Consider the following 22,408-nt stretch of genomic DNA (forward strand, 5'->3'; position numbering starts at 1 on the left):
TGCTGACAAAATTACCGGATGAAAGTACATGCAGTAGATAGCTGATTGAAGGGCAGAGCACATATTATAAAATAGGACACCAGATTATCAGTTATTTGGTGTCCTATAGGTTTTAGAGCAAACGGGAATTTATCGGCCTTAACATTTCTGTCATTATGAAGCTAATTTACGCACAGCAGCCTCTGAACAGACAAGCTCTGTTCTATAAATTTGATATACACCAGACTGAATGCTGACAATTACGCAAACTCAGCTAGCACAATCTCGTTTCCGTCTAAATCATTTAATCGAACCTCGTAAGTTCCCCAATCATATCTAATGGCTTCAGACAGAGAAATCCCTTTTTCCTTTAAACATTCCATTGTTAAGTCAAGGTTATTTGTTTGAAATACAAAGGATTGATGTCCGGTGGGCGGTACGTTACATTTTTTACAATCCCATATACAAAGAGTGGGTGCGTTTTCAATAAAGCCAAGATAAACCCCATTTGAATTGTCATCGTCTGTTTTAATAAAGGGTATATCTAATATTTCCCTATAAAATGCAATCAGTTCTTTGGCTTGCTCAGAGAAAATATTTGTGCAGTAGTATCCTGTTATCATCTTTTTACCTCGTCAAATTGTAAGTTGAAGGCTGCTTTATGCTAAGACTGTGCAATAACAATATGCTTATTACATGCGCTGGGCATATAAGTCAAAATTAATCTGCCATTCACCGTCATCCTTTACTATAATATCCTGCCAGTGAAAATTATCATCCTCAATTTTGGCAAAGACCCATTTTCTTCTTTCATCTTCTATGTTCGTAAGGACTATTCTATCGCCTTGTTTTCGCGCTTCAAACCGCATGATCTTTCCGGTATAACAATAGGCGATATCCCAAGCACATGTACCAGGATTATAGACGCGAAGCGTCGTTCCATATTCATAATCGGGCAGCATAATAACATCCTGAATTGCCATCCCATCAAGAATCCATGAAAAATGCCATTCGCCTTTCCTCGAGTAAAAATTGCTGTTATCAATATAGTCGATTTTCCAACTGCCGATAAGCTTTCCGAAATAATTAAATTCTTCGGGCAGATCCTCATTTTTACAGTCGCTTGTCAACATTTTGAGAAAGTTTTGCATCGTTAATTCCTCCGTTATTATAAACGATATCTTCTGCAAGTTTAATGTTGCTTTATTATACAACATTTTAGAGAATAAGTATAGCAATGCGTATTTATTCTGATATATGTATTTCTATATTATCAGGAGGTTTTTATTTGGTGAAAAATGGTATATAATGTAATAAAATAAACAAAAAGGCCAAGGAGGCTGTATGTTCGAGTTCATAAATATTTTAACATTACGAGCAACATATGAATGTCAGGAAGAAGGCAGACTTCCTTCTTATTTGGGTTCTACAATAAGAGGTATATTAGGACACTGCATCAGGGATTTTTGCTGTGACTATCCCGATAAGAGATGTTTTAAGTGTGTAAGAAAAGACACATGTCTCTATGTCAAGTGTTTCAGCAATACGGGTGGTGAAGCAGGCGCGGTGAATCCATATGTGTTATATGTACACGGGGAAGGCAGGGAGAGATGGAAAAAAGGGGATTTATGTGTTTTTGATCTTACATTGTTTGGGACAGGGGCAGAAAGAGCTGGAGTGTATTTGGATGCACTGCAGGCAGCAGAACAAAAAGGATGGGGTGCTGCAAGACTCACATTTCGCCTGAGACAGATAGTAGATGCAAACTCAGGCAAGGTGATTTTTGCCGGGGGGAAAAGCTGGATTCGTAATCTCTCACCTGGTCCACTGCAGATTAAAGAAAGAAATGCTTCTTATGCCAGCTTGTTTTTTGATACGCCTCTAAGAATTATTTCTGGAGAGAGATTATTTGACAGACTGCCCTTTGAAATGTTTATACAGTTTCTGATACGCAGAATATCACTGTTGACGAAAGCCCATATGGATTTTGAATTGGAGTGGAATAAGGAGGAGTTGCTGGAACAGGCCAGGGGAATTCAAACTTTAGATGAATATTGGAGGGAAATCCCTTTTTCCAGGTATTCCATGAATCAGAAAGATGGTAAACTGGAACTTACGTCCAAGACAGGATGGGTTCTATATGAAGGTGATTTATCGCAATTCGTGCCGATTCTGGAAGTAGGAAAATATCTGCGGGTTGGAAAAGGGGCAACAATTGGATTTGGACACTATGAAGTATTTTATGACAAATAGAGAAGAACATATATATGGCAAAGACAGTTGAGTCAGAAGCGATTAATATAAGAGATAATAAAAAGGCTCACTGCTATTTCGCGGAAGTTGAGAGATTTATTGTTAATTAAATGTTAAAGACTTCTGGTCCTTATCCGATGGGGTACTATAGAGAAATCTTGTCAGGGTTGGATGAACCGTGCTTGAGTGCGGTTGAGTTTTATACAGAGTTTCCGTATGATCCAGAAGAAAATATATGGATAATTGTCAGGTGCGAATGTAGAGTGCACATGGATTATCAGGGGGATTCGCACCTGAAAAAAGGATGGAAATATAAAGATTGTATTATTTTAATGGAAATAACGTAAGTCAGGATTGCAATTTGAGGAAAGAAGGGGTAGAATTTAGAGGAAAAGTACAAAATATTTGGTTAAAATTGTATGATTTTGCTGTCACTTCCTACACGGAAGTGTGGATTGAAATGGGAGGAACAGCGAATGAATGAATTACAGGTAAAGTCACTTCCTACACGGAAGTGTGGATTGAAATATCTTGCTGGTGGTGGCCTTTGAGGTGGCACGAGTCACTTCCTACACGGAAGTGTGGATTGAAATTCCTGCAGGATACCCCATTTAATGGATACAGTCGTCACTTCCTACACGGAAGTGTGGATTGAAATAGCATGTCAGCAATATCGTTTACACCACTGGCTACGGTCACTTCCTACACGGAAGTGTGGATTGAAATCCAAAGAGTTTTTATCAAATCAGCAACCTTGCCAAGTCACTTCCTACACGGAAGTGTGGATTGAAATAACAGACTCGACGTCGAGCCGGATCACAGTACAAGTCACTTCCTACACGGAAGTGTGGATTGAAATATTGTTTGCCAGACAGGGAGCAGCACAAGTTGTCACTTCCTACACGGAAGTGTGGATTGAAATATGTTATTTGTTGCATTATTGCCAAACATAAAGGCGTCACTTCCTACACGGAAGTGTGGATTGAAATATATGGTTCCCAGGGGAGCGCGGTTGCGCCAGCGTGTCACTTCCTACACGGAAGTGTGGATTGAAATGTACCGGAGCCAGAACCCACACCGGAACCTGCCCCGGTCACTTCCTACACGGAAGTGTGGATTGAAATTCCAATATATCATGAGCGGTTCGATGGATGAAAGTCACTTCCTACACGGAAGTGTGGATTGAAATACATCAAACGTGGCTTTCAACAATGCAAAGTACAAGTCACTTCCTACACGGAAGTGTGGATTGAAATCGGGATGATTTTGAGAAACGTATTTCAATGACAACAGCCAGGAATACTATACGAATATCACCCATTTTGGAGTAATTACTGTTGTTGCATTCAATAAGAATAGGTAACACCTATCCATGTAATATCTTGTCTATGTACATAACTTTCCCCTGTTTAAAGTGAAAACTATAAGTGGATTTTAAAGTAAGACACTATAAAAGCTGTTTGAACCTCCAGATATGAGACAAACAAGCAAATCTTATATACCGGCATATATTAATTGTGTAATTATCTTCTTATTACAATCAAAAAGTAAGGAGGAATATTTCATGATTGATATAGAAGCATTAAGGGCGCTACGCCCTTTTATTATCTATTCTGATAAAGATATCAGCGGTACCGCTGGTGGTAATCCAGGGGTGGAGAGTTATTGTGCGTTGGACTATACTTCCGCTTCACGATACCGTCTAAAAAGAGAGGATCACAACCAAATATTCCAATTCTTTGGAAATATTTTGGGTAGTACTAATAAACCGGTTTATTGTCTGGATAAATTCGCCGATGGACCTTATAATGATGTGCCTTATGAAAGTCGGCCGTTTGAAACATTGTTTCCGGCAGCTACAGAACGGCAGAAAGAGATGCTTGGTTGGATTTTGGCAAATACCTACCCTGCCATAAGTGCTGATGCCACATTTGAGTTGGCAGGGGTAGATGCTGCGGCCAGCCCGGTTCTTGACAAGAATGATGCTTATGCGGCAGTTCAGATTGCACTTTGGGTACTGCTTGGACAAATAGATCTTGATGAAGTGTATTTTTTGGATTGCACAAGCGGTGAGACGCATCCGAAATCTGACAGAATGCGTACTGCAGTTCTGGAAATTCTAAGACTTGCAGGAGAATATGTGGATTCAGAACCTGAACTACCGGTTTTATCACCTTTATCCAAACCTGGATGCTGCGGAGATAGGTCTGTGATGAACTGTTGCAATAGAAGCACGTTATCTGCAGAACGGGGAGCGCCCTACTTTGTATTTCAGGGATGTCCCGATGAAGTACGGACTGTATGCGGAAGACTTCTTATAGGTCCATTTCGTGTTTTGTCCAGTTTTTCAGGTCAGCCTAAGGTTACAGTTACACCATTCTGTAGTTGTGGAGATGACTATTCTGTGACCTTTATGGATTTCTGCGGCAATCCAATTTCCAATCCTGTTATTGGACAGGAATTCTATCTTGCACTCCGCACATGCAGTAAATTTGTTTGTTTTACTGTGACAGCATCATTTTCAGGAACCATAACGCGTGTGGTTACAATGGAGGCACAAAGTACAGCACTAAATTATCAGCCTATAGGTACCTCATTTGATGATGTTCAGGTTAATTTGCAGGCTGAAGTCTGTGTATGTGTGGAATATCCAGTCCCGGACTGCTATACTTCGCAGGAAGAGCGGGGACTACAGGGACAGTTGGGAATCAATATCAATAACAACAATAACAACAACAATAATAACAACAACAATAATAACAACAACAATAATTTATCGAATATTTACAGTGGGGGAACAAATGGATATCCACTGTCATTTTCATGTATAATACCATGTTATCCGGGCTGGGGTCCTGGATTATATCCACCATATCCGCCGTGCCCATCGAAACCGTATCCACCATACCCGCCGTGTCAACCTGAATCATACCCCCCGGAGTTCCCATACCCACCATACCCGCCGAATCCATGCTCACCGAAGCCATGCCCGCCAGAGCCACCGTATCCGCCGTACCCGTGCTCATCGAAGCCATGCCCGCCAGAACCACCGTGTCCACCGGACCCATACCCACCATACCCATCATATCCGCCGTGTCCACCGGACCTATACCCACCGAAACCATACCCACCATACCCATACCCACCGAAACCATGCCCGCCAGAGCCGTCGTGTCCGCCGAATCCGTGCCCACCGAAGTCATACCCACCATACCCGCCGTGTCCGCCGAATTCGTGCCCACCGAAACCATGCCCGCCAGAGCCGCCGTGTCCGCTGAACCCGTGCCCGCCAGAGCCGCCATGTCCACCGGAACCACCGTGCCCACCAAAGCCATGCCCGCCAGAGCCGCCGTGTTCACCGGAACCACCGTGCCCGCCGAAGCCATGCCCACCAGAGCCACCGTGCCCGCCGAAGCCGTGTCCCCCATGCTCGTTATGTCCATCGAAGCCGTGTCTTCCATGCCCGCCGAAGTTATGTTCCACATGTCCTCCAAAACAGTCATGCCAGTCGGAACATTTCGGAAAACAAGAACACTACCGCCAGCCGTGCTCACCGAAAAATACACCTATGTGATAGAGGAATAGTGGAACAGCAGAAAATCACGTCCGGTAGTGCAGAATGAAATTTGTAATAGTAAATACAGAACGGTGGGATATAATTATGAAAAACCGAACAATCAAGAAGTGCATTTTTACAATCCCGTTCTGCGCCATCAGTAATATATCCTGGCATAAACGCGCTGGAGAAATTAGAATGAACCCCAGGGGATATTCCAAATAGTATTCAGTTAAGCCCCCACATCACTATAATGGTGGTGTAGGGGCTTTTAATAAAAGTAATAATTACAAATCGAAAGGAGTACAGAAAAGAAGCTGCCACAAAACCGTGATAGCTTCTTCCAAAACTCTTAACAAAATGCCATTCATTGGGAGCATCCTTCTGGATTTTTTATAAACTGTAAAATAAGATAAATTGAGATTTTATTTATAAGGATTTTTATATTCAGGACATAGAAACCGTTCGCTCCATGTCATCATGGTCTGTAGTACAGGGATAAAACTTTCACCGAGTGCTGTCAATGCATACTCCACTTTTGGAGGAATTTCCTTATAGACTTCCCGGTGCAGAAAACCATCCTCTTCAAGTTCCCGGAGCTGTTTTGTGAGTGTAGACTGTGTGATGCCGTCAAGCCGGCGGCGCAGTTCACCAAAACGCTGTACTTTATAGAAGTATATATACCATAGAATCAGTATTTTCCATTTCCCTCCAATTACAGATTGCAGCTTACCCATAGGGATGCAGCGTGCAATGTTTTCTTCACTGCTGAATTTATTTTCAGACATCTGATCACCTCTTTTCTGAGAGTATATCCCAATTATCAGAGGAAATCAAGTAAGACTCTTTTTCATACATAGTATTAAAAAATGTACTATATACAAAAAAAGCCCGTACTTGTTTTTCTTAAGCGGTTTCAGTAAGTTAATAAAGAAAGATGCATTAAAACACAGAGAGGAGTCATTTATTATGCATTATACAGGAACCATCTGGAGGCCGCCTTATGAGGCGCCTTCCCTTTTACTTGAAGTTACGGCAGGATGTACTCATCACAGGTGTAAGTTCTGTACACTATATGAAGAGCTTCCCTTCAAATTCCGCATGTCCCCTTTGGCAGATATAGAAGAGGATTTAATAGAATTGAAAGGGCAGTCAGAGTTATGGCCGGATTTCCATGGGAGGCGGGTCTTTTTGACTGGAGCCAATCCATTTGTTTTGAAATTTGGCAGGCTGATGGAGATCGCTTCCCTGATTCACAGGTATCATCCCACCATCGAAACGATAGGCTGTTTTGCCAGAGTTACAGATGTTACTGCAAAAACAGATAAAGAACTGTCAAATCTTCGGCTGGCAGGTTATGACGGGATTACCATTGGAATTGAAACCGGAGACGATGAGGCGCTTACTTTTATGGATAAAGGTTATTTAGCTTCTGATATTATTCGGCAGTGCAGCCGTCTGGATGAGGCAGGCATATCTTACAACTTCTTTTATCTTACCGGTATATCGGGAGCCGGGCGGGGGAACATTGGGGCAAAGGCGACTGCAGAGGTGTGCAATCAACTTCATCCGGTACGGATTGGAGCTAATATGCTGACCGTTTATTCCGAGTCCGGACTTTATCAGGAGATTCAAAAGGGTAATTGGAAAGAGGAGGGAGAGCTGGAAAAATACATGGAACTGCGGACGCTTGTAAAAAAACTCAAAATACCGGTCTATTTTGGTGCATTGGGGGCATCTAATGCATTTCAGTTACAGGGTATTTTGCCACGGGACAAAGAGAAACTGCTTTATACATTGGATCGGATAACAGAGACGGTAAGTGAAGAAGAACTACAGCGATACCGCAGAGATCTGCCGCATCTGTAAAGGGGGAAGAAAAGCATGCACTTTAGCGGAAGAACATGGCGGCCGCCTTATGAGCCTGACTACTGCATTATTGAACTGACGGCAGGATGTACTTATGGTAAATGCAGTTTTTGCAGCTTATGCCAGGATGAAGCGTTCCATTTGGCGAAGATGGATACATTTGAACAGGATCTGGAGGAATTAAAGTTATATCAGCCGAATGCCAGAACTTTACTTCCGTAGACTCTTTCACAATATTTCCAGGCGTAAGTCTGTATCATATGGTCGAATGCAGCCTGCTGTTCCTGCGGCAAGCCAGATAGAGTAAAAGAGAATCCACACAGAGTCCGTGGATTCTCTTTTTCAGATACAGTGAAAATGATGTCAGATCTCGCATGTAAATAGGAAAAGTCCGGTCAAATGCCGATGACTCCATCCATAAATGCAATTATGCCGGCCTCGACTTCGTCCTTGATTTCACTGTAATTATGTATCTCGTGGCGGTAGCCGGAGTAGACTTTGGTGGTCACATCATGCCCGGTTTCGCACAGCCAGTTTGAGACTTCATAGATGCCCTTTCCGTATTCCCCCACAGGGTCCTGATCACCACCTATATTGTAAAATGGCAGGGCTACGGGAACCTTTTCAGCCCACTGTACGCCTTCAATTGCCATCATCATCTGAGTGAAATCATATAAAGAACGATTACTGGTAGGTCTGGTAAATGCGTCGAAAGGATCTTCCGCATGGTCACGCTGTACATATGGGTCGGAACAGATCCATTCATTTCCGATGGTAACATCATCACAGCGCTCACACATCCATCCCATCAGGGAACCTGTGAATTCCGGATCAGAATCATTTCCCATCCCATCGTCGATGGCTTTCTTTAAGAGCGCAGCAGCGTTGTCTGCTCCCCGAAAGATTCCTGTGGTACCGCAGATCGTAACACCTGCCAGGTCGTTTCCATAATTCGCCGCATAATCTCTGGCAATGAAAGAACCCATACTGTGACCGAAGATAAAATAGGGAAGGCCCGGATATTTACCGCAGACCAGTTCTCTGAGGGTGTGTTCATCTTCCATCATAGTGTGGAATCCTGTATCCCCCCAATCTCCCCATACACCGCTGACCATGGCTGTTTTTCCGTGCCCCACATGGTCATCAGCAGCTACAATGTAACCGGCATCCATGAATTTGACGATCATATGCAGATATCGTCTGGAATGCTCACCGAAACCATGGATAATCTGTACGATCCCTTTCGGTTTTGCGGCGGGGACATAAATCCACCCCTGTACCTGGTCGCGTTTGTTGTAAGATAAAAAACTTACTTCATGCAGCATAAATAACACCTCCGTTTTTGAAAAATATAGGACTCCATTTGGGGGGCGATTCCCCCGTTTTCCTGAATCTATAAGTTAATATTATAATTAAGTCAGACAATTTGCAAGCGAAAATAATTTGGCTATCCGCTGACACGTCCACAGAGGAGAGATATTGCGGAGCAGAAAAAGAATGCGGTTCCGGTTACCGCGTAAACAATCTTATTACCTATTTGTGCTAATTAATGATATACTGGATATGACAAAGATTGAGTGAAGAAAAATAGGACGGTACCAGGCTGCTTTTATACCACGGTGTAATTCCCGGATCAGATGTTTTAGTGGAAGGGGGACTGTTATGAGAGAAAAAAGTGACTTTCTAAAAGATGTAGAGATCGCAGTACAAGGGCTGGAGAGACAAAAAAGAGAAAACCCTCAGGAGGAGGGGGAAAAGGTATACCGGAAATTCAAAGAGTCAGACAAGGAAGCCGTGCGCCTTGCTGCTGCGCTGCGTGGATTTTTCCTGAGGGAAGGTGTTTCGGAGACACAGAGAGAGGCTTTTGGCAATTATATCAAAGAGCAGATCCTGGCTGCATCGGAAGAACTGATCGAGGAGGAGGACGTAGAAAAGATCGCATACCTGGAAGGGTTGGGGTGGTTTGACAGAGAGCATCTCGATGCATTTATCCAGATAGCCAGAGCGCGTCAAAAGACAGCAGCCTTGGTTTGGCTTATGCATCTAAAAGATAAGAAATACGGGTATTCAGAAAAGAGTTTTCCTATATAAACTACGGAAAACGGATTGGTAAAGAAGAATGGAAGAGAATACAGAGGAATATAAAAAGGGCGAAGAGAACCGAAAAGCAAAACTGGGAGTTGAAATTTTGAAAAACTGCAGAAATGAACTCTACAGTTATTTTCCATATCTGGACGGCGCATTTGCCAGTGTTTCATATGAAAGCTGCAGGCACATCCGGGGAATCGGAACAGAAGGAAATATATTTTATTTTGAACCTGAATATCTGCTGCACAGCTATGGGCACAGCCCGGCAGCCATCCGCAGGGGGTATCTTCATATGATGCTTCACTGCCTTTATCTGCATTTGTTCCCAAAAGAAGAATACAGTAAGCATATCTGGGATCTTGCGTGTGATATGGCCGTGGAGCAGGTCATAGAGCGGGAAAATCTGCCGGGGCTGTGCCTGCCTGCCCAGCCGGTCAGAACACGATGTTTAAAAAAACTGGGAGACAGGAATCTGTCTGCAGAGAGGATCAGCCAAATGTTGATGCAGGGCATTTTTTCAGACAGCCTGGAAGAGATTCAGTCAGCCTTCTGCTTTGATGATCACAGCCTGTGGGACAGGCGGAAGGAACCAGAGCGGATTGCCAGGACAAAGAGTAAGTGGGAAAAGATTCTGGCTTACACAGGACAGAAAAAACACGATAAAAAACAAAGAGCAGGAGAACAGGAAGGTGACGGCAGGGAGGAGACAGCGGAGGTGCACAGGAGTCGTTATGACTACAGAAGATTTCTGAAAAAATTCGCGGTCCCAAGGGAGGAAGTGGAACTGGATACAGAAAGTTTTGACTATATCATGTACCATTATGGGATGGAACATTATGGAGATATGCCTCTTATAGAACCGCTGGAATATAAAGAAGTAAATCGCCTGGAAGAACTGGTCATTGCCCTGGACACCTCAGGCTCCTGTTCCAGAGAAACCGTACAGCAGTTCCTTGCAGAGACATACAGCATTCTCAGTGAACGTGAAAATTTCTTTAAAAAGATGAAGGTTCATCTTGTCCAGTGTGACTGCAGCATACGGGAGAGTATTGTTATCCATTCAGAAGAGGAATGGAAAGCATACAGCAAAAATATTAAAATACAGGGACGGGGCGGAACAGATTTTCGGCCTGTGTTTGCTTATGTGGCAGAACAGAAAGAAAAGAAAGAGATCAGAAATCTGAAAGCACTGATTTATTTTACAGACGGAGATGGAATTTATCCGAAATGCAGGCCGGATTACGAGACGGCATTTGTTTTTTTGAAAGGCGGAAACGGCATGGACAGGGTGCCGTGCTGGGCTATGAAGCTGGTAGTTTCCCATTGACAAAAATATTCCCGGACATGATTCCATACCCTGCAAGGAGGAAAAAATGAACATCAAAGAGGCAAAGCTGGAAATCAGCAACACATTAAAATCCTACCATCAGAAAGACGACTGGGGCAATTACATGTTTCCGCTGGTGAGACAGAGGCCCATACTGCTCATGGGGCCGCCGGGTATCGGTAAGACAGCCATTATGGAGCAGGTGGCAGAGGAGTGCAATGTGGGGCTGGTATCTTACACCATTACCCATCATACAAGGCAAAGCGCTGTGGGACTGCCGAATATAAAAAGTAAAACATATCAGGGACAGACCGTGAGCGTTACAGAATATACCCTCAGTGAGATTATAGCCTCAGTCTATGAGTGCATGGAGCGCACAGGGAAAAAGGAAGGGATTCTTTTCATTGATGAGATTAACTGTGTATCTGAAACCCTGGCACCCACTATGCTGCAGTTTCTGCAGAATAAAACTTTCGGAAGCCATAAAGTGCCGGAAGGGTGGCTGATCGCTGCTGCGGGCAATCCGCCGGAGTATAATAAATCTGTCCGGGAATTTGATATTGTCACACTGGACAGGGTGAGAAAAATAGATATTGATGTGGACTGCAGTGTCTGGATGGAATATGCCTGGTCACAGCAGATACACGCCGCTGTGCTCTCTTACCTGAATATTAAAAAAGAGAATTTCTATCTCGTGGAAAATACTGTGGACGGCAAGTTTTTCGTGACGGCAAGAGGCTGGGAGGATTTGTCCGAGATTCTGAAAAGTTATGAACGGTTTCAGTTCCCGGTTACAGAGAAGCTGGTGGTCCAATATCTTCAAAAAGAGGAAATAGCCAGGGATTTTGCGGCTTATTATCAGCTTTACTGCAAATACGGAACAGATTATGCGGTTACGGAGATTGCAGCAGGCACATTGCCCAAAGCGGAATATGAGCGGCGGAGGGATATGGCGCAGGTGGCTGGCTTTGAGGAAAGATTTACGGTAGTTGGTCTCCTTCTGGCTTATCTCAACCAGTCGTTCAGAACATATACGCATATTGACGGGAGGATCAGTACACTCTATGAAATATTAAAGTTATTCAAATGTTTTTTGGAAAATCAGGAAGATATTCAGTCGCTCACTGCCTTTACAGAGATAGAAAGAAGAGAACTGGAAACAGAAAAGACGGCAGAAAAGATAACCGTAGATCAGGCATCTGAACAGGAATGGGCTCTGGAACGCCTGGAATCTTACAGTCTTTCCCTGAAGGAGAATCATATTCTGGAGAAAACGGAAGGTATGGCCTGTGTCAGGGAATGGTTTCACCAGGATTTGAAGGAGAGACAAGATATCATAACAAAGATAAGTGCGGAGCTGGAACATACATTTCGGTTTGTAAAAGATTCTTTTGGTGAGGAACAGGAGATGGTGCTTTTTGTGACGGGATTGTCGAAAAACGAAAAGGCTATGGAATTTATCAGCAGTCATGGATGTGATACCTATTTTAAATACAGCGAGATCCTTCTCTACCGTGAAAAAGAGGATGAATTGAGAAGCGCATGCCTTGAAATGACGGGGGAATCGGATCCACACCATGGCTCATGAATCCCAGCGCTGGCTGCCTCGGCATTTTCATGCTTTCAGCATGAAAACGCCTCCCGGTACAGTGGCCTGTGAACAGTAAACTTTAATTTCGCATTTTCTGTTTACACATGGGAAAGTCTGGTATATAATCAATTGTAACAGATGATGTTTACTGCATTTCTGATTTCAAAAAAAGAATATTGAAGTCTTTGTGGCAGGGTGTAAGTCCCTACCGATGGTATAGTCCATGACCCGCTTTGGCGGCTGAGCCGGTGACTCCTTTTGTATGATAAGGGGAATTCCGGCACCGACGGTATAGTCCGGATGAGAAAAGACATTTTCTGTGAAACTACGCCCGGAGCATATATATTGTTCCGGGCTCATTTTTTTTGAAGGAGGATACAAACTATGAACCAGACTCAAGAAACAACCAATGCAGCTTTTGGCAATGGAATGAAGGCCCAGGCAGGTGCGAAAATGCGGGTAAAGAAAATAGCCTTTGCAGGCCTGATGGGGGCAGTCAGTGCTGTTCTTATGCTTTTCAGGTTTCCGCTGCCTTTCATGCCGCCCTTTATGTCCTTTGACTTATCCGGTCTGATGGAGATGCTGGGAGGATTTATGTTCGGTCCCGGTGCGGCGCTTATGATCATTGTGGTCAAAATACTGCTACAGCTTGTCATGCAGGGCAGCTTCTCTCTGGGAACGGGGGAGATACAGAATTTTATTTTGAGCTGCTGTTATGTTCTGCCTGCACTGCTGATCTACCACAGACACAAGACGAAGAAGACGGCGTTGGCAGGTATGGGGGTCAGCACGGTACTGGTTGGCATTGTGGCTGTTTTTACGAACCTGTATCTGATCATTCCCTTTTATGTGCGGTTGTTTGGCATGACTATGGATGAAATCATTTCAATGTGCAGCGCAGTAAACCCAGCTATGAAAAATGCCTTTTCTATGGCGGTCTTAGGAATCCTGCCGTTTAATCTGATCAAATACGGAGTGACGTCAGTCCTGACATTTCTGTTATATAAAAGACTGAGTAAAGTAATTAAAAGTATTGTAGAAAAATAAAGGAGGAAAACAAAAATGAAATTTTCACTGGACAAATCCATCAGCTATGAGGACGCTGTGGGACGTATGTTTGAGATGCTGGGGAACAGCAAGATCATGGCACTGGCATCCAGCCTCAATGACTATGTAATGGTCAGGAACGTAAGCTGTCTTTTTTATGATGACAAGATTTACTTTAAAACGGACAAAAACTTCAGAAAAACAAAACAGCTTTTGGAAAATCCCAAGGTAGCTATGTGCTGGAGCGGCGTGCAGGTAGAAGGAACTGCCCACAATAAAGGACTTGTTGTGGAGGAGCCGGGACACAGATTTGAGGAGGGATACAAAAAGTATCTGTGGGAGAGCTATAACAAATACAGCCATGAGGATACGGAAATCCTTATTGAGGTTTCACCAAAATATGTGGAGATCTGGGATACCAGTGAGGATGGGTATGCATACCAGCTTTTTATTGATTTTGACAAAAAATCAGTGGAAGTCATACCTTACGATAAAAAATGATAGAAGGCCCGCTCCGCCAAGGCTCTGCGGTTATGAAAAAAAGTGGGTATCACAAAGTGTAAAGCTTTGTGATACCCACTTTTTTATCCCTTGAGATCAAAGGAAGGAGGACGGCAGATCTTTTGATATTCTGTAAAAGATTCTTTAGTCCAGGTATTTACTGATTTCACGTGACATAACCTCATGATCCAGAGGTTTTGCCATATGACCGTTCATGCCGGCAGATTTGGCATTTTGGATATCGCTTACAAAGGCGTCTGCTGTCATGGCAATAATGGGTACCTTTTGCGCATCTGAGCGGTTTAGGGAACGAATGGCACGGGCAGCATCGTAGCCGTTCATCAGAGGCATCTGGATATCCATTAAAATAAGGTCGTAGAAATAGAGCGGGCTTTGCCGGAACTGCAAAAGTGCTTCTTCACCATTGACGGCAATTTCCAATTTGGCTCCCATACTGCCGAGTAATTCCACGGCAATCTCCCGGTTAAGTTCATTATCCTCTGCAAGCAGGAAGGTTTTCCCGCTGAAATCATGGGATTCCACCTGAGGTTCTATGCGCCTGCCGCCGCCTAGATACTCCGAAAGGCAGTTTCTGAATGTGGAACGGAAAAAGGGTTTTTCTATAAAGCCGGTGTCCGGCCCTTTCCGGATGCCGTTTCTTTCAAAGGAGGAGAGGATCAGATGCAGATTGTCCCCACTGTTTTTCAGAAGTTGGATATCTTGTTCCAGGTCTTGAGCGTGGGACATTTCCTGGTCCAGTATAAGGATACGGTATCCACAGCCTTCCCGGTGCCGTTTTTGAACCATGGCCCTTGCTTTTCCAATATTTTCGGCACATTCAGCATGAATCCCCAGTGCACAAAGTTCCTGAGCGCCATACTGTAAAACGAACGGATCATGGTCTGCCAGCAGAACCGGAACATCGGGCAGAGGCGGACCGTCATTTTCCGGCACCGGGGTCATTGGCAGGGTAACCTGAAATACGGTACCTTTCCCGGGTTCACTCTCCACCGTGATAGTTCCATCCAGCATATCCACCAGCCGTTTTGTTATGCACATACCAAGGCCGCTGCCTTCGATCCGGTCAGTCCGGCTGTCCTGTTCACGGGTAAAAGCCTCGAATAGATGTTCCATGAACGCCCGGCTCATTCCGGCGCCTGTGTCGGAAACTGTAAAACGTATCCTGGATCTTTCGTCCTGTGCCGCGGGCAATTGCTCTGTATCAAAAATAATATGCCCCCCATAAGGCGTAAATTTGCAGGCATTTGACAAAAGGTTCAGCAGGATTTGACGCAGGCGGAGGTCATCACTGCAAAATTTCTCGTTTTCCAAATGCATTATGTGAACATCAAAAACCTGGCCGTGTTCATGGATCCCGGCTAATGTGATCATGATCACCTCCCGCAGTACCTCAGGGAGGGAGATGGGTTCCATGTTAATGTGAAAATTCCCGTTTTCAATTTGTGACATATCCAGGACATCATTGATCAAGCCCAAGAGATGATGGCTGGAAAGGCGGATTTTACGAAGACAGTCTTTCACACGTTCTTTGTCGTGCAGATGGCTGTCTGCAATATCTGTCATCCCTGCGATAACATTCATCGGGGTGCGGATATCATGGCTCATACGGGACAAGAAATCTGATTTTGCCATGTTTGCCTGTTTGGCGGTTTCCAAGGCATCGTTGAGCATTTCCGTGCGTTCTTCCAGTTTACTTTGCAGCTCCCTGAGCTCCGTGATGTCAGTGACGTCGATAAAAATTGTCATATATACCGGATCATCTGCCACAGAGTCAATGCAGGTACAGTGAATCTGAAACCAACGGTCACGGTCATGCTTATCCTTGACACGTATTGTCCCCTCAAAAGGTTCACCTTTTCTAAAATTAGGATGATTAGCTTTCATCTGCGCCCGGCTTTCCGGCTGCAGGATAGAATATGGATCTATGGTATGCAGATGCTCAAGGTCCAGATCAAAAATATCTTTGATCCGTTCACTTGCGTCCAGTATCATGATGGAATCCGGCATGATACGGTGCTTGACAATAAAACCGGGAATATTATCGTAAGCGATGGTCCTTTCCTGCTGTATCTGCATCATATCTGTGACGCTGACCATGGTGGTATAAGCAATCTGCTTTCCATCCAGGTATGTATCTGTAAAAAATCCTACCATTTTAACCCAGTTTGTGGAGCCGTCCGGGAGCCTCAGGGGTATGAAAATTTCATAGCTCTTTTGGGGGTCTGCAAACATCTGGTTGATTTTATTATGGATGGTATTCCAGCTTTCCGGATTATTGCGGAAATATTCATCGCAGTGGTTATGAAATAGTGCTTCGTACTTACTTTTGGAATAACCGATTAGCTGATAGTAAAAATCATTGGCCCAAACGACAGTAAAATGTTCGTCTACCAGATGACGGCTGACACTGACTTTCATGGCGCGCATAAGCATTTCCTGCTCATTTTTCATCTGTACCAGTTCCGTTACATCTGTCATGACCGTGTAGGAGGTACGGATACCGTTTATGTATTCATCCGTAAAATAGCTGAACAGTTTGACCCAATAACTGGAGCCGTCCTCATATTTCATCGGGACGATCATTTCATATTGGTCTTCCCCTTTTTCCAGAACGGATGCAACCTTTGCAGCCAGCAGTTCCCAGCCTTCCGGATTATTGCTGTAATATTCATCGGCATGGTTATGGAAAAGCGCTTCATACTTTTCTTTGGTATAACCGATCAGTCTATAGTAATATTTGTTCGCCCACACACAGGTAAAATGTTCATCGATCATATGTTTGCTGACACTTACATTCAGTGCACCCATGAGCATTTCCTGTTCCCGGGTCATTTTTTGATAGACGCGCTGTGTATATTCCCTGTCCCTGCGGGCCTGCATCATCTCCGTTACATCAGTCATAGCAGTGTAGGCTACACGGTATCCGTGAATATACTCATCTGTAAAGGCTGACTGCAGTTTGACCCAGAAAGTTTCTCCATCAGGATAAAGCATTGGCAGATAGACGGTATATTGTGTCTCATTTTTTTCCAAGGTGGAATTTACTTTGTCCATGAGCAGTTTCCAGCCTTCCGGATTGTTGTAGAAATATTCGTCACAATGGTTGTGGAATCTGGCCTCATATTCCGGCTTTGGATAGCGGATCAACTCATAATAGTAATCGTTTGCCCATACACAGGTAAAATGTTCGTCCAAAAGATGCCGGCTGACACTGGCACCCAGAACACTCATCAGCATACTGTATTCATGATTTAACTCTTCATAACTCAGATTAATTCCCATATGTTTTATCCTTATTCCCTGTTTCTTTTTTAATGCGCGCCCATCAATACTGATCTTGGCTGCGTGTCTCTATGCGGAACAGCACCTTGTTCATATTATTATGTTTAATAATTATAAAACAAATAGCTGCAAAACTCAATATACATATTGAATTCCTAAACGCCAAATGACATTTTTGACATTTTTGCGCTGCAGAAAGAGTTCATAAAACAATCCGGGGTACAGGACATATAGCCCGGTGTATGGTAAATACTGGAAATTGCTCCATGGTGATTGCGTTATTTCCTTTAAAAGCTATAATAATGGAATAACACTATATCTACAGGAGGTCTGCCTATGCAGAAAGAAAATACATTTACCATGAAGACAGAACTGATCGAGGGATTTTCTTATCATTTATACAGCCAGGAAAAGACAGGGGCAACCATCAGAAAATACTCCACGGACTTAAAGACCTTTTTAAAATATCTGGGGCCTGACAGACAAGTCAGCAGAATACGTCTTCTGGAGTACAAAGAATGGTTGAGGCAGAAGTATGCAGTGAGCAGTACCAATTCCATGCTGGCTGCAGTCAACTGCTTTTTAGATTACCTGGGATTTCCGGAGTTAAAAGTGAAGAGCTATAAAGTGCAGAAACGGATGTTTCTGGATTCAGAAAAGGAAATGACAAAGAAAGAGTACCGGAAACTGGTAGAGACGGCAAGAAAGAAGGAGAAGGACCAGCTTGCCCTCATACTGGAGGCCATCTGCGCCACGGGAGTCAGGGTCAGTGAACTGAAATATCTGACCGTAAAAAATCTTCAATACGGTCGTCTGGAAGTCTGTAATAAGGGAAAAACACGAATTGTCCTGATCCCGGAGGGTCTGCGGAAAAAATTATTGTGCTATGCGGGAAAACAGGGGATCAAAACAGGTCCTGTCTTTGTCACCAGAAACGGAAGACCAAAGGACAGAAGTAACATATGGACAGAAATGAAAGTATTGGCAGAGCAGGCAGGAATTAAACCGAAAAAAGTTTTTCCGCACAATCTGCGTCATCTCTTTGCCCGCTCTTTTTATAAGGCAACAAACAATCTTGCCGCACTGGCAGACGTTCTGGGACACAGCAGTCTTGAAGTGACACGGATTTACACAGCAGATACGCTGAAGAAATTTCAGGGAATGATAGAACAACTGGATTTGATTGTTCCATAGAAAGAAGGATATTAATACCACATAATAAGAATTATGTAGTTGTTATAGGTGTCCATGCATTTGGTTTATAGAAATTTTAATACATACGGTAAAAAATGTCAATATAATATACCGGGTTTGTCTCCTTTGGGCAGCGAAGGAAGGAAATAGTCTGTTATTATCAATTCTTATGCATATCAAAAAGAAACCTGCGGACAGATAAATGCAGGCTCGAAAGAAAAGACAGCATATTCCGCTGTGCCTCTCATAAGATTCCTTAAGAAGATAATCATTCTTTACCACATAATTCTTATTATGTAGTAAGAAAACAGCCGCAGGAAGGACAGTGAGCCGGAGGGAGCAGGATATGATTGAGACAGGTCGAAAAAGGTTCCTCAAAAAGAGTAAAGAAGTCAAAAGGAGAATGCCGAACCACGTGGAGGAGATGGGGCTTGGCAGAAAGCTGACAGATAAACTTATAAACCACAGGATCGAGTATGTCACGGACATCCTGTCATGCACAGAAACGGAGCTGCGGGAAACTGCAGTGCTGAGCGACAGGGAAATGACTCTTCTGAGGGAAAAGATGAGAGAATTCCAGCTTGATTTCTGGGATGAATTATTTTAGAAGGAACAGTCAGCATCACTTATTTTTTCCAGATATATGGTTCCCCAGTCGCACAAGGATTCCAATACAGGAAGCAGGGTCTGGCCGAATTCGGTAAGGGCGTACTCTGTTTTGGGTGGGACAACCGGATATACCGTGCGGCTGATCAGACCGTCGCTCTCCAATTCCCTTAACTGCTGTGTCAGCATCTTGGTTGTAGCTTTGGGGACAAGCCGATGGAGTTCACTGAATCTAAGCACCTGATCTCTCAGATGCCAGAGGATGACCGCCTTATATTTTCCTCCGATCAGATGAATGGTAGCTTCCACAGGACAGGTATAAGAGCTGCTGCATGTCTTCATTCTTGTTTTTCCTTTCTTTTTCAATTTGAAGATTTTTCAAAGAGATCTACGGAACAGTTACTTTTTGGGTACTATATACCAAAAAAGTGCGTTCTTGCCAAAAGTAAAATCAGTGGTAAGATTATAGCATAGACCAAGAAAAATAGAAAGAGAAAGGAATGGATCATATGGAATTTTCAGAACTGGCAAAAAAGAGGTACTCTGTCCGCTCTTATAACGGAAAGAAGGTGGAGAAAGAAAAATTAGAAAAAATATTGGAAGCCGCCCACGTGGCTCCCACGGCCGCAAATCTGCAGCCTGTCCGCCTGTTGGTGATACAGCAGGAGGAAGGACTTGAAAAATTGTCAAAGGCGGCAAATATCTACCATGCGCCCCTTGCCATAGTGGTATGTGCGGATCATGATAAAGCATGGGTTCGGCCTTTTGATAAAAAGCAGACTTGTGATATTGATGCGTCCATCCTAACAGACCACATGATGCTTCAGGCGTCTGACCTGGGACTCGGAAGTGTTTGGATCTGTTATTTTAAACCCGATATCTTACGGGAAGAATTCTGCATTCCAAAGAATCTGGAACCGGTTAATATACTTGCAGTGGGTTATAGTGAGGAAACGCCCCAGTCACCGGACCGGCATGAGGAAACACGCATAGCGGTTAAAAGCCTGGCCTCATTTGAACATTTTTAACCATAGGGGAGAATTATAATATGACAGAAAACTGTGTTTTTAATGAAAAGGTACATGCGTTTTTAATTGGGCTGTTTTATCAGGAGTTAAAAGCCGCAGAAGGTCCGGCAGGAGAGGAATGCTTTATAAAAGCTGTCCAGAGAACAGCGGAACAGCGGGGACATCGCATGGCTTTAAGGGCAATGCGTGACAAAAGGCCTTTAGACTATAATACATATATGGCATACGGGGAGATATATGCCACCATTCCAGGCAAAATGGAAATGGCCGGGGAATATCCCGACGCAGAGACACGGGTTTATACCTGCGCATGGCATGACACTTTTAAAGAGATGGGACTTGAGGCGTGCGGCCTGGTATACTGCAGGGAGATAGACAAGGGGATTATCAGAGGATTTAATCCGGACCTGCTGTTTGAACAGAAAAGCGTGCTTCACAATGCGCCATGCTGCCGGCTTGTATTCCGAAACGCTGCGCTTGACAACAGCGTGCCGGTCTCCAAAGAAGCGAAAAAGGACTGGGATTACCACTGCGGTCATTATTACAAAACTTTCGGGGAATACATACGGACCGTTTTTTTAGATGGGGAAAGTATCATAAAGAAAGTAGACGAAAAATTTGCAGACAAATACGGGGCAGATTGTCTGGACACCCTGCACAGATATCTGGAAACAGATTTTAACCTTGTCTAGGAGACTTGCAGCCGCCAGTCCACAGAGAATGAAACGATAGGAAATGCAGATCTTTGACACGGGCTGCGGCAGAGAATGAAACGATAGGAAATGCAGACCTTTGACACGGGCTGCGGCAGAGAATGAAACGATAGAAAATGCAGACCTTTGACATGAGCTGCGGCAGAGAATGGAACGATAAGAAATGCAGACCTTTGACATGGGCTGCGGCAATGAAAATGCGGGTACATGGATATAAACACTTCCATGTACCCGCATACTTTTACATTAGGAAAAACTAAGCCTATGCGTCGTAAACGGCCCAGTTCTGTTCCCCGTCCTCCCGGATATGTATTTCCGGAAAACTCTGTATATACTGCTTGAACTGTGAGAAACCGTAATCCCGCACCTTAAAGTCTCCGAAACGGTTCCGGATTTTGTTGCTGAGAGTTCCCAGTGGTACACCCTGCCGGCCTGCGTTTCTGACAAGCTGGATCACATATTCTTCCAGCATCTCTTTTTTACTCTTGTCCTCGTATAGCGTGACAGACACCTGGGTCCCCTCCTGCCGCAGCTTTAATTTGGGGAAGGCTTCTAAAAATTTCGACAGAAGACTGTATCCGTAACGCCTAACATCAAAATCAGGATATAGCTTGACCAGACGGCTGCCAACTTCTCCCAGGCCTGTGATCTTATCATTATTCTGATTCTCGGTGATGATCTTCACCACAGCTTCCTCAATCTCCGTCTTGGAAACCACCTCGGCATTGTTTTGCTTCGTACATTTTTCCATTGCATGGATGGCAGGCTTTTCCTCTTTTTCTATGGCGTTATCCTCAAGCAGCAGTTCCAGTACCGTAAATATATCACAGGCCTTCCTGAAGGAGGAAGGTGTCTTGTCCTCCCCCATGCCGATGACATTTTTGCCGCTTTCCCGCAGGCGGCTGGCCAGTTTTGTAAAATCGCTGTCACTGGAAACAAGACAGAAACCCTCCAGCTCGCTTGTATACAGCATGTCCATGGCATCTATGATCATGGCAGAGTCCGTGGCATTTTTTCCGTGTGTATAGCTGAACTGCTGAATGGGTGTGATGGAATTTTCCAGCAGGACTTCCTTCCAACTGGAATTATAAGTGCTGGTCCAGTCACCGTATATTCTCTTGTATGTTACGTTTCCGTATTTGGAGAGTTCATCCAGAATAGGCTTGATGTATTTGGCTGAGACATTATCTGCGTCGATCAGCAGTGCGTATTTATCTTCCATATTTCCCTAACCTCTTATTCCGATGTTTTTTCACACATCATATAAAAAGTATAACATACAAAATTGCTTTTTGGTATAGGAAAAAAGAGCATATAATGTCGGAGGATTGCCCATACTAAAAGGAAAAAGAA

At 43.9% G+C, this 22,408-nt stretch carries 20 protein-coding genes, 1 pseudogene, 1 CRISPR repeat array and 1 riboswitch; of the genes and pseudogenes, 13 read left to right on the forward strand and 8 right to left on the reverse strand.

The genetic code is table 11. The features are described 5' to 3' along the window. Window positions 1–239: 239 nt before the first annotated feature. Complete coding sequence (locus CI595_RS21665) at window positions 240–602, reverse strand: VOC family protein (protein ID WP_095175703.1); 363 nt, start codon at window positions 600–602, stop codon at window positions 240–242. Between the two features lie 69 nt (window positions 603–671). Further along, window positions 672–1,130, reverse strand: coding sequence for a hypothetical protein (locus tag CI595_RS21670; RefSeq protein ID WP_095175704.1), 459 nt, complete (start codon window positions 1,128–1,130; stop codon window positions 672–674). A gap of 193 nt (window positions 1,131–1,323) precedes the next feature. Between CI595_RS21670 and cas6 the strand changes: the two genes are divergently transcribed. Next, window positions 1,324–2,232 (forward strand): CRISPR system precrRNA processing endoribonuclease RAMP protein Cas6, encoded by a 909-nt coding sequence (gene cas6 / locus CI595_RS21675; RefSeq protein ID WP_095175705.1) that lies wholly within the window; start codon window positions 1,324–1,326, stop codon window positions 2,230–2,232. Window positions 2,233–2,662: 430 nt separating this feature from the next. After that, a CRISPR array of direct repeats spans window positions 2,663–3,488; the repeat unit is 32 nt; unit sequence GTCACTTCCTACACGGAAGTGTGGATTGAAAT. Window positions 3,489–3,796: 308 nt separating this feature from the next. Beyond that, window positions 3,797–4,339: pseudogene (locus CI595_RS27205) on the forward strand (thioester domain-containing protein); the annotation flags it as partial. Between the two features lie 607 nt (window positions 4,340–4,946). Here the strand turns inward: CI595_RS27205 and CI595_RS26745 are convergent. Both CI595_RS26745 and CI595_RS21685 read right to left on the reverse strand, forming a co-directional pair. Continuing rightward, window positions 4,947–5,717, reverse strand: a complete 771-nt coding sequence (locus CI595_RS26745) for a hypothetical protein (RefSeq protein WP_156087482.1) — start codon at window positions 5,715–5,717, stop codon at window positions 4,947–4,949. Between the two features lie 496 nt (window positions 5,718–6,213). After that, entirely contained in the window at window positions 6,214–6,576 is a 363-nt protein-coding gene (locus CI595_RS21685) for a winged helix-turn-helix transcriptional regulator (RefSeq protein ID WP_095175706.1), read from the reverse strand. A 181-nt stretch (window positions 6,577–6,757) separates the two neighbouring features. Here CI595_RS21685 and CI595_RS21690 point away from each other — a divergent pair, with 181 nt between their 5' ends. Together CI595_RS21690 and CI595_RS21695 are read left to right on the forward strand one after the other, a co-directional pair. Then, window positions 6,758–7,657: a radical SAM protein gene (locus CI595_RS21690; RefSeq protein ID WP_095175707.1), complete on the forward strand. Its 900-nt coding sequence runs from the start codon at window positions 6,758–6,760 to the stop codon at window positions 7,655–7,657. A 15-nt stretch (window positions 7,658–7,672) separates the two neighbouring features. Beyond that, window positions 7,673–7,879 (forward strand): hypothetical protein, encoded by a 207-nt coding sequence (locus CI595_RS21695; protein WP_095175708.1) that lies wholly within the window; start codon window positions 7,673–7,675, stop codon window positions 7,877–7,879. Between the two features lie 173 nt (window positions 7,880–8,052). Here the strand turns inward: CI595_RS21695 and CI595_RS21700 are convergent, their stop codons facing one another. Then, entirely contained in the window at window positions 8,053–8,982 is a 930-nt protein-coding gene (locus CI595_RS21700; protein WP_095175709.1) for an alpha/beta fold hydrolase, read from the reverse strand. A gap of 337 nt (window positions 8,983–9,319) precedes the next feature. Here CI595_RS21700 and CI595_RS21705 point away from each other — a divergent pair, with 337 nt between their 5' ends. The 5 genes from CI595_RS21705 to CI595_RS21725 all read left to right on the forward strand — a co-directional run bounded on the left by CI595_RS21705 (window position 9,320) and on the right by CI595_RS21725 (window position 14,211). Continuing rightward, a complete protein-coding gene (locus tag CI595_RS21705; RefSeq protein ID WP_095175710.1) occupies window positions 9,320–9,748 on the forward strand; it encodes a hypothetical protein in 429 nt (142 codons plus the stop codon). Between the two features lie 28 nt (window positions 9,749–9,776). After that, complete coding sequence (locus tag CI595_RS21710) at window positions 9,777–11,072, forward strand: vWA domain-containing protein (protein ID WP_095175711.1); 1,296 nt, start codon at window positions 9,777–9,779, stop codon at window positions 11,070–11,072. Between the two features lie 46 nt (window positions 11,073–11,118). Further along, window positions 11,119–12,660: an AAA family ATPase gene (locus CI595_RS21715; RefSeq protein ID WP_095175712.1), complete on the forward strand. Its 1,542-nt coding sequence runs from the start codon at window positions 11,119–11,121 to the stop codon at window positions 12,658–12,660. 180 nt (window positions 12,661–12,840) lie between these two features. Continuing rightward, window positions 12,841–12,979, forward strand: a riboswitch (FMN riboswitch). Between the two features lie 68 nt (window positions 12,980–13,047). Then, window positions 13,048–13,710 carry an ECF transporter S component gene (locus CI595_RS21720; protein ID WP_095175713.1) on the forward strand — a complete coding sequence of 221 codons (663 nt, stop codon included), beginning with the start codon at window positions 13,048–13,050 and terminating at the stop codon, window positions 13,708–13,710. 15 nt (window positions 13,711–13,725) lie between these two features. Further along, complete coding sequence (locus CI595_RS21725) at window positions 13,726–14,211, forward strand: pyridoxamine 5'-phosphate oxidase family protein (RefSeq protein WP_095175714.1); 486 nt, start codon at window positions 13,726–13,728, stop codon at window positions 14,209–14,211. A gap of 144 nt (window positions 14,212–14,355) precedes the next feature. On the opposite strand, the gene CI595_RS21730 is transcribed toward CI595_RS21725, so the two are convergent. Then, a complete protein-coding gene (locus tag CI595_RS21730; RefSeq protein ID WP_095175715.1) occupies window positions 14,356–17,514 on the reverse strand; it encodes an ATP-binding protein in 3,159 nt (1,052 codons plus the stop codon). 336 nt (window positions 17,515–17,850) lie between these two features. Here CI595_RS21730 and CI595_RS21735 point away from each other — a divergent pair, with 336 nt between their 5' ends. Then, window positions 17,851–18,708 (forward strand): tyrosine-type recombinase/integrase, encoded by an 858-nt coding sequence (locus CI595_RS21735; RefSeq protein ID WP_095175716.1) that lies wholly within the window; start codon window positions 17,851–17,853, stop codon window positions 18,706–18,708. Window positions 18,709–19,054: 346 nt separating this feature from the next. Then, window positions 19,055–19,315, forward strand: a complete 261-nt coding sequence (locus tag CI595_RS21740) for a hypothetical protein (RefSeq protein WP_095175717.1) — start codon at window positions 19,055–19,057, stop codon at window positions 19,313–19,315. On the opposite strand, the gene CI595_RS21745 is transcribed toward CI595_RS21740, so the two are convergent. Next, window positions 19,312–19,656, reverse strand: coding sequence for a winged helix-turn-helix transcriptional regulator (locus CI595_RS21745; RefSeq protein ID WP_095175718.1), 345 nt, complete (start codon window positions 19,654–19,656; stop codon window positions 19,312–19,314). The genes CI595_RS21740 and CI595_RS21745 overlap by 4 nt on opposite strands. A gap of 167 nt (window positions 19,657–19,823) precedes the next feature. Between CI595_RS21745 and CI595_RS21750 the strand changes: the two genes are divergently transcribed. Further along, window positions 19,824–20,342: a nitroreductase family protein gene (locus CI595_RS21750; RefSeq protein WP_095175917.1), complete on the forward strand. Its 519-nt coding sequence runs from the start codon at window positions 19,824–19,826 to the stop codon at window positions 20,340–20,342. 20 nt (window positions 20,343–20,362) lie between these two features. Beyond that, window positions 20,363–21,034 carry an L-2-amino-thiazoline-4-carboxylic acid hydrolase gene (locus CI595_RS21755; protein WP_095175719.1) on the forward strand — a complete coding sequence of 224 codons (672 nt, stop codon included), beginning with the start codon at window positions 20,363–20,365 and terminating at the stop codon, window positions 21,032–21,034. A gap of 283 nt (window positions 21,035–21,317) precedes the next feature. On the opposite strand, the gene CI595_RS21760 is transcribed toward CI595_RS21755, so the two are convergent. Beyond that, window positions 21,318–22,277, reverse strand: a complete 960-nt coding sequence (locus tag CI595_RS21760) for an NYN domain-containing protein (protein ID WP_095175720.1) — start codon at window positions 22,275–22,277, stop codon at window positions 21,318–21,320. Window positions 22,278–22,408: the final 131 nt, after the last annotated feature.

Origin of the sequence: Blautia hominis (assembly GCA_002270465.1) — a bacterium.
Lineage (GTDB): Bacteria > Bacillota > Clostridia > Lachnospirales > Lachnospiraceae > Blautia > Blautia hominis.